Source organism: Actinocorallia sp. API 0066, assembly GCF_020991275.1.
Lineage (GTDB): Bacteria > Actinomycetota > Actinomycetes > Streptosporangiales > Streptosporangiaceae > Actinocorallia.
Genome location: NZ_JAJLQY010000001.1, coordinates 96,289 through 108,618 on the forward strand (window position 1 = coordinate 96,289; position 12,330 = coordinate 108,618).

Here is a 12,330-nt window from a genome sequence, read left to right on the forward strand (position 1 = left end):
GTCTGCAACACGTGGGCACGTGCTCGTGTTCCGTGGGGCGGTCAGACGCGGGCGGGTTCGTCCCAGGTGCTGCTCTCGGCCTCCAGCGCGCCCCATAGGCCGAAGCCGAAGAGGGCGATGACGAGGAGGATGCCCAGGGCGATGGCCACTCCGAAGATCACCCAGCTGATCGTCGTCAGCCGGGCGGCGGACTGGGGGTCGGTGGTCGTGCGGCTCATGGCGATCGCGGCGGTGATGATCCCCGGTACGGCGAACAGGCCGCAGCAGGTGACCGTCAGCACGATGTTGCAGATCAGCGCGGCTACCGCGCTGCCGTTGTTCGGCGCCGGAGGCGGCGGACCGTAGCCGCCGTACTGGTTGGGATGGCCGGGGACCCCGTAGCCGTAGGCTTTCGGGTCGGGGGTGTGGTAGCCGTAGCTCACGGGAGCATGCACCTTCTCGCAGGCAGGGCGCTCGAACGCCGGACAGGGTCGGCCGTTGGCGGGAGTCTTCTCCTGGTTTGACTGTGCAGCGTAGCGCCTGGTTCCCGCAGGGTGCTCACACGTCCCGCACCCCCGTGATCCGGTGCAGGGTGAACCGCTGCACGGACGCCTTCGTGCGGTCATAGGCCGTGAGGTAGCCACCGTCCACCCGGACGGGCTCGACTATCCGGCTCGTCGCCTGCCCCTGCTGGTCGAGGTAGCCGATCCAGACACGGGAGCCGATGGCCGAGCGCAGCCTCTCGATCGTCGCCATCGACGGGGTCCTGGGCGGATCGCCGTCCGGGGCGCCCACCGCCGCCGCCTCCTCCCCGGCCCTGAGCGCGCGCACGGCGGCCGCCGCGATATCGGCGTCGACCACCTGCTCGTGGTCGATCGGCGGACGGGCGGGCGTCTCGGCGCGGTGCGCGTCCGTCCGCGTCACCACGAGGCCGCCTTCGGCCGACTCGGGCACCGGCGAGAACCCGACCGAGCGCAGCGACTCCAGCAGGTCCTGCCGGGACAGCCGGGACGCCAGGACGGTCGGCGCGAGCCGGTACAGCCGCAGCGCCGACGCCCTACGGTCGGCGAGGATCTCGTCCAGGACGGCCGGGTCGTCACAGCGCACGTAAGACAGGGCCGTGCCCACCCGCAGCCTGCCGTGCTTGCGCCCCACGTCCTCGACCAGGTACGCGAGCGGCTGCGGGACGGGCGTCGCGCTGTGCCGCGTCAGCAGGTCGAGCAGCTCCGAGATGGTGCGGCCCGCGTCCATCGCGCGCCGCACCGAGGCGGGCGTGAACCTGTAGACGGTCGCGCCGCCCGTCGATTCCACGTCGGCCGCCAACGCCAGCTCCCTGGCCAGCTCGGGGACGAGCGGGCCGGGCGCCACGGCCGTCAGGTCGGCCTGGAGCAGGACGTGGTCCACCGGGGCGGGCAGCAGGGCGCCCAGGCCGCCCGTGACGTCCTCACCCCGCAGGAAGGGCCCCGTGTAGGACGCCTTCGCGCCGAACCCCGTGAGGCCCAGGAAGGCCGCCTCCCGGAGCGTCCAGGAGGCCATCCGGGAGTACAGGCCGCCCGTCCTGCGGGGACGCCGCCACGTCAGCCGCTCCATCAGGGACTCCTCGGAGGCCGCCACCTCGTCGGGCAGCGCCTCCAGGACCTCCCTCCGGACGCGCGGGGCGTGCGCGCGCACGGACTCGTCGGCGAGCGCGTTGATCGTCTTGTCCCTGTCGTCCTTGCCGCCCGCCAGGCCGGGCACCCTGTCGGTGTCCAGCCAGGCGTTCGCCAGGTCGGCCCAGCGCTCGGCGGCGCCGCGCAGCAGCCACAGGTCGTAGGAGCGGGTCGGGGTCCACCCGACGTCGCGGGCCAGAAGGCCGGCCGCGTAAGCCACCTCGGCCAGGAGTGCGACGTCCTGCTCCGCCACATCAAGACGGGCCGCCGCGGCCCTCAGGTCGCGGACGGCAAGGCCGCCGCTGCGCAGCACGGACGGCGGCTCCAGGCCCCAGCCCTCCAGCAGCTCCTCCATGAGGCGCAGCGCGGTGAACACCTGCCCCGACGCGATCTGGTCGGTGAGGCCCTGCGGCCGCTCCGGGCCCGCCGCCGACGGCTCGGTGAGCACGTTCTCGCGGAACAGGACGCCGCCGCGCAGATACAGGCCGACCTCCCGGGGCAGCGTCACCGTCCGGTCGTCGGTGGCGACCAGGAGGCCGCGCGCGAGGAGCCTGTCGATCGGGCTCGCCGCCGTGGCGAGCGTCACGGGCCGGCGCGCGTTCTCGATCCGGCCGGACGGCGGGCCCCACGCCAGCCGCTCCAGCGCGGTGCGCGCCTCGGGCCCGGCGTCCGCGACGAGGTCGGCCGGGTCGGCGAGCCGGGCGGCGACGGCCTCGGCGAGGCCGCTCGCGTTCGCGAAGGCGGTGGACAGGCCGAGATCCTCGGCGAGCACGACGAGCCGGTCCAGGGGGAGCACGGCGAACGCGTCACGGGCGGGCGGGCCGAGCCCGGCGGGCTCGCGCAGCGCCGCCCGAATGCCCGGTGCGACCTGGTATGACCGGCGCGTCCCCGGCCACACGAGACCCAGCGCCAGCAAGTTATCCACAGATTCGGCGACGCGCGGTCCGAGCGCCTTTTTCAGTGCTGTGATGGTGGGGGAAGGGAGAACGATGACGGATTCCAGCACCGCGAGCGCGGCCCGGTCCAGCCCGTCGAGCGCCCGGGAGACGGCGGGGGGCGTCGCCGCGCGGGCGGCCAGCGCGCCCAGGTCGGCCGGTACCGGGGTGATCAGTTCCGGGCGCGCCCGCACCAGCGCCGCCAACTCCTCGTCGGTGCGCCCGCGCAGCCAGTCCCCGTAGCTGTCCACGTCCCTAGTCGTGCCCCGCCGTGCCCGCCGTGTCTCCGCCGACGTTCCGGTCGCGGGTTCCGCGCCCGTCACGTCCGCCGCGTCCGTGGTGTCCGCCCGCCGCGCCGGGTCAGTCCCGGGTGGGCAGCAGGCCCAGGGCCAGCCGCGCCCACGCCGTCGTGAACCGCCGCTCGTCGGTCTTGATCGGAGCCTCGTACAGTGACTCGTTCGCCAGCCAGTAGTTCACCACCGAACCGCCGAGGATCGCCGCGATCGCCTCCCAGTCCTCGTCCACGCCCGCGAACTCGGGCTGGGTCGAGATCCACTGGGCGATGCCCTGGTACAGGGGGTTGACGACACCGTCACGCATGTCGGCGACAAGATGCGGGAACTGATCGAGGTCGCGGAAAAGGACCCTGACGAGCTCCTTCTCCTCACGCATCTTCTGCAGACCCGCCACACACGTCATGCGCAGCCGCAGTTCCAGCGGTTTGTCCTTGTACTGTTCGGACTCCGCGAGCACCGTCACCACCTGCTCGCGGGTACGTTCGATGTGCTCGCGGACGGCGGCCGCCAACACCTCCTGCTTGGACGGGAAATGCCGGTACAGGCCGCCCGCCCCCGGCGAAAGGCCCGCCGCGGCCTCGATCTCGGCGACCGACGTCGCCGCGTAACCGCGCTCGGCGAACAGGCGCAGCGCCTCGGCCACGATCCGCTCGCGCGTCGATGTGCTCATTCTCTGAATCCTCCCCCAGAAGCCTAGGGCAGGTCAGGCGTCGATGTCGTCGGCTACTGCGCGCAGTACGGTTGCGATCTTGCGGGACTCGGTGCTGGAGGGGTGCTTGCCGCGCCGGTAGGTCTCCGAGACGTGGTCGAGGAGTTTGATCAGATCCTCGGTGATGTTCACCATGTCGTCCGGCTTCTTGCGCTTGGCCTTGGCGATGGTCTTCTCCACCGACGGGGGCGAGTCAAGCACGCGCACCGACAGGGCCTGCTGCCCGCGCCGACCCTCGACCACGCCGAACTCCACCCGCTGACCCTGCTTCAGCGACGTCGTTCCGCTCGGCAGCGCCGAAGAATGGACGAATACCTCACCGCCGTCGTCGCGGGTGAGAAAACCGAAACCCTTGTCGGAGTCGTACCACTTGACCTTGCCACTGGGCACGGTTGACCTCTGTGTCTTGGCTGCGGGTGCATGGGATCTACAAGGCTAATGCCTTAAGGGATTAAGGCGATACTCCTTATAGGGCGAACGTTCCCCTACCCGTGCCCTTGCCCGTCCCCCGGGCGGAGAACCATGAAGGGAAGGTAGTCAGATCCCCCAGGACATGGTCCGCGCCGTAAGCCGCGAGCGCCTCGGCGGTGAACGGACCCGTCGCCACGGCGAGGCTGAACGCCCCCGCCGCGCGGGCCGCGTCCACGTCGCCGGTGTGGTCGCCGACATAGGTGTGCGCGCCGTGCTCGCGCAGCGCCTCGCCCTTCGCCGCCGACCACAGGCCGCCGACGAGGAGATCCACTTCGAGGCCCAGATGGCGGAGCGTCGCCTCCGCGTGCGGCCTGTTCTTCGCGGTGACGACGATGACCCTGTCGCCGCCGTCCCGCACCGCCTGGACGGCCTCCGCCGCGCCCGCCATCGGGTCCGTCGCGGGGATCGCGAGGTCCGGGTACAGGGCGCGGAACCGCACCACCATCTCAGGGACGCGCTCGGCCGGGAACCAGTGCGCCAGCTCCGCCTCCAGCGGCGGGCCGAGCCGTGACGTGACGAGCGGGACGTCGATGAACACGCCGGTCTCGGCGGACAGAGCGGCATAGACGGCGCCGATGCCGCGGCGGGTGTCCGCGAGCGTCATGTCCAGGTCGAATCCCACCATCATGGGCGTCAGCATAGGCGGCCGACGTGCCCGTCATGGGCGGCATTGGGGGGCCGCGTCCGGCGGCGCGGAGGGCGGCGGGGGCGGGCGCGTGCACGGTCATGCTCCGGGATGGGCGACAATCAGGGGGTGACCTCACTCCGCCCCGCCGCATCCCGCCGCAGCCGGACCCCGGCCGCCGACACGGCCTGTGTGCAGGCCGTCGAGCTGGCCCTACAGGCGGCGAGGGAGACGGCGCGGCCGTCCGAGGTGGGAGATCACCTCGGCTGGGCGGTCGAGGGCGACCGCGTGGTCACGCACTACTTCGCATGTAGGGACGCCGGCTACCGGGGCTGGCGCTGGGCCATCACGGTGACTCGGGCGTCCCGCGCCAAGAACGTCACGATCTCGGAGACGGCGCTCGTGCCGGGCGACGAGGCGATCCTGCCGCCGCCGTGGGTGCCGTGGCTGGAGCGGCTGCGCCCCGGCGACATGGGCCCCGGCGATCTGCTGCCGACGGCCGAGGACGACGTGCGCCTCGCCCCCGGCTTCACCGAGACCGACGACGTGGACGCCGACGTCGAGGCCCAGTGGGAACTCGGCCTCGGCCGCGCCCGGGTGCTGTCGGTCGAGGGCCGCGCCCAGGCCGCCGAACGCTGGTACGACGGCACGGCGGGCCCGCGCGCCCCCATCGCCGCCGCCGCCCCGGCCCAGTGCAGCACCTGCGGCTTCTTCATCCCGCTGTCCGGCGAGCTCCGCCTCCTGTTCGGCGTCTGCGCCAACGCCTACGTCCCCGACGACGGCCGTGTCGTCGCCGCCGACCACGGCTGCGGCGGCCACTCCGAAGCCGTCAAGGCCCCCGCCCAGTCCGACCCCCCACCCCTCATCCTCGACGACCTCACCATCGACCCCTTCACCACCACCCCCCACACCTCCCCGGCCACCGAGGCACCGGCCCAGGCCGATCGCGTCGCCGATGCCGACGACGCGGAGGCCACCGACGGCCCCGAACAGCCCGCCGCCTCACAGGCAGCCGAGCAGCCCGCCGAGCCGGATCTCACTGAGGACACCGAAGGGTCGGCCAGCGCCGCCGCGTCGCAGGCGGTCGAGAACGCCGCCGAAGCGGACTTCGCCGACGACGGGGACGAGCCGTCCGGGCCCGCCAGCCCGCAGGCGGTTGAGATCGCCGTCGAGGCGGACTTCGCCGACGGTGGGGACGAGCCGTCCGGGCCCGCCGGGTCGCAGGCGCAGATTGACGGCGTCGAGCAGGGCGTTGCCGAGGTTGCCGAGGCGTCGGTGCAGGCTGCCGCGCCGCAGGTGTCGGCCGAGGGCGTCGCCAGGCCGGACGCTGCCGAGGGCGTGGCCGGGCCGGATGCTGCCGGGGTCGCCGAGGGTGTCGAGGTGTCGGCCGGGGACGTCGGGGTTGCCGGGGTTGCTGAGGGCGCTGGGGAGGTGCCCGAGGGGGGTGAGGTGCGGGCTGAGGGTGGTGTTGAGCTGGGGGCCGTGGGGTCGGATGACGATGCTGGGGTTCAGGTTGAGGATGGTGCTGAGGGTGTTGGTGGGGAAGAAGGGGTTGGGGTGGAAGTTGTGGTTGAGGGGGAAGGGGCTGGTGGGGGAGAAGAAGGGGCCGGGTTGGGCGAGGGTGGTTGACGGGTGATGGGTGACGGGCTGAGCGGGGCCACGGGCGGGGCGGCGAACGATCCGCTGGACCCGTTCGGGACCGCGCGGATCAGGGAGCGGGTGCTCGCGGCGTGGGCCGCGTCGCCCGCCCGGTTCCGCGAGGACGCGAACAGCGAGGAGGACCACGCGCTCGGCGGCTACCGCGACCGCGTCCTCATCGAACTCGCCCAGAACGCCGCCGACGCCGCCGCCCGCGCGGGCGTCCCCGGCGAACTCCACCTCTCGCTCTCCGCCGGCGTCCTCACCGCCGCCAACACCGGCGCCCCCCTCACCCCCGAAGCCGTCGAATCCCTCTCCACCCTCCGCACCTCCACCAAAACCCCCACCCTCCCCACCCCCGGCATCACCCTCAACACCGCACCCGCCGACCCCGCCGCCCCGACACCCCCACAAACTCCCACCCCGCCGACCACCAGCACCATCACCAGCCCCGAAGCCGCCGAACCCCTCCCCGCAACACCGGAAACCCCCGGCACCCCGACCACCAGCACCAATGCCAGCCCCGAAGCCGCCACAAGCGGGCCCACCACCGAATCTCCCGACCTCTCCGAAACACCGGAAACATCCGGCGTGGAGCCCGGCAGTGGGGCCCGGGGTGGCGCGCCCGCTGAGCCCTCGCTTGCGACGTCGGAAACGCCCGGCACGCCGACTACCGGCGCGCTCAGCGGCGCTGAGGCTGGCGAGGGTCCGTCCGTCACCGGATCCCCCGAGGGTTCCGCGACGCCGGAAACCTCCGGTGTTCAGCCCGGCGGCGTGGCCGGGGGTGGCGCGCCTGCTGAGCCCTCGCTTGCGACGTCGGAAACGCTCGGCACGCCGACCACCGGCGCGCTTGGCGGTGCCGGGGCTGGCGAGGGTTCGTCCGTCACTGAATTCCCCGAGGGTTCCGCGACGCCGGAAACGTCCGGCGTTCAGCCCGGCGGCGCGGCCCGGGGTGGCGCGCCCGCTGGATCGCCCCCGGCAATGCCCGGCACGCCTGGCACGCCGACTACCGGCGCGCTCGGCGGTGCCGGGGCTGGCGAGGGTCCGTCCGTCGCCGGATCCCCCGAGGGTTCTGCAACGTCGGAAACCTCCGGTGTTCAGCCTGGCGGCGTGGCCCTGGGTGGTGCGCCTGCTGAATCCTCGCTTGCGACGTCGGAAACGCCTGGCACGCCGACCACCGGCGCGTTCAGTGGTGCTGGGGCTGGCGAGGGTCTGTCCGTCACCGGGTCCTCCGAGGGGCGCGTGATGTCGGAAACGGCCGGGGGGTGGAGTGGTGGGGGAGAGGTGGAAGGTGGGGAGACGGGGTTTGTGGGGAGGTTTGGGGTGGGGTTTGCGGCGGTGGTGGGGGTTACGGATCGGCCGGTGATCGCTTCGGTTACGGGGGCGGTGAGTTGGTCGGCGGTGGAGACGTTGCAGTTGGTGGAGGTGGTGCCTGGGTTGGCGGGGGAGGTGAAACGGCGTGGGGGGCATGTGCCGGTGTTGCGGTTGCCGTTCGCGTCGTCGGCGCTGCCGCCTGAGGGGTATACGACGCAGGTGACGTTGCCGCTCAGGGACGCGGCGGCGGAGGAGCAGTTGCGGGCCGAGCTTGAGGCGTTCGGGCCGGAGCTGCTGCTGGGGCTGCCCGCGCTGGCCATGGTGACGATCACGGTGGACGGGCGGAGCAGGGTGCTCCAGTCGTCGGACGCGGGCGACGGGCTTGTGGTGGTCGCCGAGACGGGCGGGGAGGGTTCGGCCGTCACCGAGTGGCGCACGGTCGAGCGGCACGGCAGGATCCCCGCCGACCTGCTCGCCGACCGGCCCACCGAGGAGCGCGCAAGGCCGTTCTGGTCGGTGCGCTGGGCGGTCAGGGCGGAGCCGCGCGGCCCCCTCGACGGCCCGCCGGAGGGCCCCGGCGTGCTGTACGCGCCGACCCCCAGCGCCGAGCGCCTCGACCTGCCCGCCCTGCTCATCGCCAGCTTCCCGCTGGCCCCCGACCGCAGACACGTCCAGCCGGGAACGCTCACCGACTTCCTCGTCGCCAGGACGGCCGAGGCGTACGCCGACCTGGTGGCGGGCGCGCCCGGCCCGGAGGCGCTCGACCTCGTGCCCGGCCCGGTCGGCGCGTCGGCGGTGGACGGCGCGATCCGCGCGGCCGTCCTCGACCTGCTGCCCGAACGTCCGCTGCTGCCCCTGGCCGAGGACCAGAACCTCAGGGTCCGCGCCCGCGACGCCGTCGCCCTGGACGCGCCCCAGCCGGTCGTGGAGGCGCTGACGGGCGTCGTCCCGGGCCTGCTGCCGCCCGGCTGGAACGCGGGCCACCGGGGCCTGCGCGCGCTCGGCGTGCGCCGGATGGGCCTCGCGGACGTCGCCGACGCGCTCGCGTCGGTGGAGCGTGAGCCGTCGTGGTGGCGGGAGATCTACACGGCGCTCGCGTCGGCCGACACGGGTGAGCTGGGCGCGCTGCCGGTGCCGCTCGCCGACGGCAGGCTGGTCCGTGGCCCGAAGGGCGTCCTGCTGGGCCGTGATCTGCCGCCCCCGGAGCATCTTGAGGTTCTGGGACTGCGCGTGGTGCATCCGCAGGCCGAGCATCCGCTACTGGTGCGCCTGGGTGCGCTGGAGGCGGGCCCGCGTCAGGTGCTCAACGACCCTGCGGTTCGCGGCGCGGTCGAGGGCTCCCTGGACGCCGAGGATCCGGAGGCCGTCGCCGACGCCGTGCTGTCCCTGGCGCGCGGCCTGGTGACGCCGGGCGAGCCGTGGCTGGCGGAGCTGGCCCTACCGGCCGACGACGGCGAGCTGTACCCGGCGGGCGAACTCATGTTCCCCGACGCGCCGCTCCGCCGGATCGTGGGCGAGGACTCCCCGTTCGGCGTGGTCGCCCCCGAGCTGATCGACGAGTACGGGGAAGACGCGCTGGCCGCCGTAGGCGTGTTGCGAGGTTTCGCCCTCCTGCGCGCCGAGGACGCCGACCCCGAGGATCTCGACCTGGACGGCGTCGAAGACTGGGATCTGCCTTCGGGCCACATCCCCGAACTCGTGGCCGTCCGTGATCTGGAACTCGTCGAAGACTGGGACGCCGCTCTCACCCTCCTGTCCGAGCCGCCCTACCGTGACGCGGTGATCGAGCCGGTCCGCTTTATGGACGGCCGTACCGCCCCGTCGTACACGGCGTGGTGGCTCGCCGAACACGAGGTGCTCGGAGGCCCGCGCCGCACCCACGATTCCGACCCCTTGCTGGACGGCCTGTACGAGCCCGCTCCCGAGGGCCTGGACGCCGGGTTCGGCCGTGCCCTGGGCGTCCGGGCGTCCCTGGGCGACGTGCCGCCGGACGAGTTGCTTGACCGGCTGGCCGATCCGGCCCTGCCCGTCACCCGGCAGCAGTTGCGCGCGCTGTGGGCGTGGCTGGCGGGGACGTCGGGGGCGACACCGCCCGCGCGGGTCAGGGCGCTGTCCGGGGGCGTGCCGGAGGTCGTCCCGGCCGAGGACGCGATAGTCGTCGACGTCCCTTACGCGCTGCCGCTCCTGGAAGGCCAGCCGCTCATCCTGCTTCCGCTGGAGCGGGCCGCCACCCTGGCCGACCTCCTCGACCTGGCCGTCGCGTCGGAGGAGATCCCGGGCGAGGTCGTCTCCGAGGGCGTCGAGCGGGAGGTTCCCGAACATGTCAGGGCGCTTTTCCCGGAGGCCCCGGAAACCTACCTCCATCACGACGCGCTGAGGGTGGACGGCCGTGAGGTCGCCTGGTGGTACGACGGCGCCCCGCACGCGGCGACCCCTGACGGCCTGGCCCGCGCCCTGGCCTGGGAGATGGGCCGCTGGGACGACAGGCTGTTGCTCGCCGCGCTGCTCACGTCCCCCGGGGACGCCGGGGCGCTGCTGGCCGAAGCCGACCTCGGCTGACGGGCCCGCAGGCCGCCAGGCGCGAGATCACGGCCGTCCAGGGGCCTCCGAGCCGTCGTCGGGGACGTCGGCGTGCGGTTCGCGTTTGCGTTCGAAGCGCGGCAGGTACAGGCAGGCGAACACGCCGATGACGGTGCCCGTGACGCACACCCACAGCCACCAGTGGGCGTCCTCGGGGAGGCCGACGGCGAGGAGCACGACGAAGGCGACGACCCACGCTGCCGTACCGACGGCGGCGACCCTGACGTTGTTCGTCTCGATCGGCTCAGGTTGCGGCAGGTGAGGACGGGCCATGCGGCCAGACTATCCGGGAGACGATCAGCGGCCCGTCCGGGGGAATGTCCGAGAAGGGGGGTATCGTTAGCAAGAGTAATGACTCTCGCTAGCGACTTTGACGATGGAACAGAAGAAGACGACCCCAGAGCCGGTCGCCAGAGCGGAGCCGTCGGTGGTGTCCGAGCTGGCGGCGGAGCTGCGGATCTCGGTGGCCCGGCTGTCCCGGCGGCTGCGCAGGCAGGCCAGGAGCGGCCTGTCGGTCACCCAGCTCTCGGCGCTGGTGACGCTGGACAAGCACACCGAGATGACGCCGCGCGAGCTGGCCGGGCACGAGCACGTGAAGCCGCCTTCGATGACGCGGACCGTCGCGTCCCTGGAGGCCGCCGGGCTCGTCGCCAGGCGCGCGCATCCGACCGACGGACGCCAGGTGGTGCTCGCGCTCACCGACTCCGGACGGTCCTTGCTCGTCGAGCATCGACGGCTGAAGGAGGCGTGGCTGGCCCAGCGGCTCGCCGAGTTGACGGCCGAGGAGCGGGCGGCGCTGGAGCGGGCGGCGCCGATCCTGGAGCGGCTGAGCCGGATGTGAGACGCGCCGGGATGTTCCGCAGCCTGCGCAACCGGAACTACCGGCTCTTCATGTCCGGCCAGGTGATCTCCAACACGGGCACCTGGATGCAGCGGATCGCCCAGGACTGGCTCGTCCTCCAGCTCACCCATGGCAGCGGGACGGCCCTGGGCATCACCACGGCGCTCCAGTTCCTCCCGATGCTGCTTTTCGGGCTGTGGGGCGGCGTCATAGCCGACCGCTACTCCAAGCGGAAGCTGCTCGCCGTCACCCAGTTGGGCCTCGCCTTGCCCGCGCTCGCGCTGGGCCTCCTTGACGTCACGGGCCTCGCCCAGGTCTGGCACGTCTACCTTCTGGCGTTCGCCCTGGGCATGGCCACGGTGTTCGACAACCCGGCCAGGCAGGCGTTCGTCAGCGAACTGGTCGGCAAAGAGGACCTGCCCAACGCGATCGCCCTGAACAGCGCGACCTTCAACGGCGCGCGCGTCGTCGGGCCCGCCGTCGCGGGTGTGCTCATCGCGCTGATCGGCACCGGGCCCGTCTTCCTGGTGAACTTCGCGTCCTTCGGCGCCGTCCTGTTCGGGCTGTGGCGGATGCGTGAAAGCGAACTGCGCACCCTTCCGCCCGTCCCACGGCAGAAGGGCCAGCTACGCGAGGGCCTGCGCTATGTCCGGAACCGGCCGGACTTGATGCTGATCCTCGGCACGATCGCGCTGGTCGCCGGGTTCGCGATGAACTTCCAGATCACCACGGCGCTCGTCGCCACCGAGGACTTCGGCAAGGGCGCGTCCCAGTTCGGCCTGGCCAGCACCGCGATGGCCGTCGGCTCTGTGACGGGCGCGCTGCTGGCCGCCCGGAGGGTCGCCCCCACGAACCGTCTCCTGTACGGCTCGGTACTGCTGTTCGGGCTTTCGGCGATCCTGGTCGGCGTCATGCCCACGTGGCCGCTGTTCCTCCTGATGCTCGTGCCGACCGGGATGCTCCTCATGACCTTCACGACCGCCGCGAACGCCACGATGCAACTCGGCGTCATACCGGAGATGCGTGGGCGCGTGATGGGCCTGTACATGTTCGTGTTCATGGGTGTGAACCCGATCACAGCGCCGTTCGTCGGGTGGCTCGCCGAGGTGTTCGGCGGACGCGTCTCGATCATCTTCGGCGGCGCCGTCGCGACCGTCGCCGCGCTGGCCGTCATCACGCTCGGTGCGCGCCGGGAAACGGCGGGAAGGCGGGATACCGCTGGGAAAGTGTCGGCGGGAACGCATAGGCTCAAAGCCGGATGACCACCGGCGGGCCATGGGTGCCGCACCCGTG

At 72.7% G+C, this 12,330-nt stretch carries 10 protein-coding genes; 4 read left to right on the forward strand and 6 right to left on the reverse strand.

All coding sequences use genetic code 11. From position 1 onward, the window contains the following. Positions 1-41 precede the first annotated feature (41 nt). The 5 genes from LO762_RS00465 to LO762_RS00485 form a co-directional block, all read right to left on the reverse strand. Positions 42-422 (reverse strand): hypothetical protein, encoded by a 381-nt coding sequence (locus LO762_RS00465; RefSeq protein ID WP_230611242.1) that lies wholly within the window; start codon positions 420-422, stop codon positions 42-44. A 115-nt stretch (positions 423-537) separates the two neighbouring features. Beyond that, positions 538-2,814 (reverse strand): helicase-associated domain-containing protein, encoded by a 2,277-nt coding sequence (locus tag LO762_RS00470; RefSeq protein WP_230611245.1) that lies wholly within the window; start codon positions 2,812-2,814, stop codon positions 538-540. Positions 2,815-2,923: 109 nt separating this feature from the next. Further along, complete coding sequence (locus tag LO762_RS00475; RefSeq protein ID WP_230611250.1) at positions 2,924-3,529, reverse strand: TetR/AcrR family transcriptional regulator; 606 nt, start codon at positions 3,527-3,529, stop codon at positions 2,924-2,926. Positions 3,530-3,562: 33 nt separating this feature from the next. Further along, positions 3,563-3,958, reverse strand: coding sequence for a cold-shock protein (locus tag LO762_RS33025; protein WP_308103160.1), 396 nt, complete (start codon positions 3,956-3,958; stop codon positions 3,563-3,565). A gap of 76 nt (positions 3,959-4,034) precedes the next feature. Further along, the gene (locus LO762_RS00485) at positions 4,035-4,667 is read right to left on the reverse strand and encodes an HAD family hydrolase (RefSeq protein WP_230611253.1); all 633 of its coding nucleotides are present in this window, start codon (positions 4,665-4,667) and stop codon (positions 4,035-4,037) included. A gap of 126 nt (positions 4,668-4,793) precedes the next feature. Between LO762_RS00485 and LO762_RS33285 the strand changes: the two genes are divergently transcribed. Next, complete coding sequence (locus LO762_RS33285; protein ID WP_308103161.1) at positions 4,794-6,293, forward strand: DUF3027 domain-containing protein; 1,500 nt, start codon at positions 4,794-4,796, stop codon at positions 6,291-6,293. Between the two features lie 6 nt (positions 6,294-6,299). Next, positions 6,300-10,175, forward strand: coding sequence for a hypothetical protein (locus tag LO762_RS00495; RefSeq protein WP_230611255.1), 3,876 nt, complete (start codon positions 6,300-6,302; stop codon positions 10,173-10,175). A gap of 27 nt (positions 10,176-10,202) precedes the next feature. On the opposite strand, the gene LO762_RS00500 is transcribed toward LO762_RS00495, so the two are convergent. Next, positions 10,203-10,469 carry a DUF2530 domain-containing protein gene (locus tag LO762_RS00500; protein ID WP_230611258.1) on the reverse strand — a complete coding sequence of 89 codons (267 nt, stop codon included), beginning with the start codon at positions 10,467-10,469 and terminating at the stop codon, positions 10,203-10,205. Positions 10,470-10,572: 103 nt separating this feature from the next. Here LO762_RS00500 and LO762_RS00505 point away from each other — a divergent pair, with 103 nt between their 5' ends. Both LO762_RS00505 and LO762_RS00510 read left to right on the forward strand, forming a co-directional pair. Next, the gene (locus tag LO762_RS00505) at positions 10,573-11,037 is read left to right on the forward strand and encodes a MarR family winged helix-turn-helix transcriptional regulator (protein WP_230611261.1); all 465 of its coding nucleotides are present in this window, start codon (positions 10,573-10,575) and stop codon (positions 11,035-11,037) included. Continuing rightward, on the forward strand, positions 11,034-12,299 hold the full coding sequence (locus tag LO762_RS00510) for an MFS transporter (protein ID WP_230611266.1): 1,266 nt from the start codon (positions 11,034-11,036) through the stop codon (positions 12,297-12,299). Before LO762_RS00505 ends, LO762_RS00510 begins: the two co-directional genes overlap by 4 nt. The last annotated feature ends 31 nt before the right edge of the window (positions 12,300-12,330 follow it).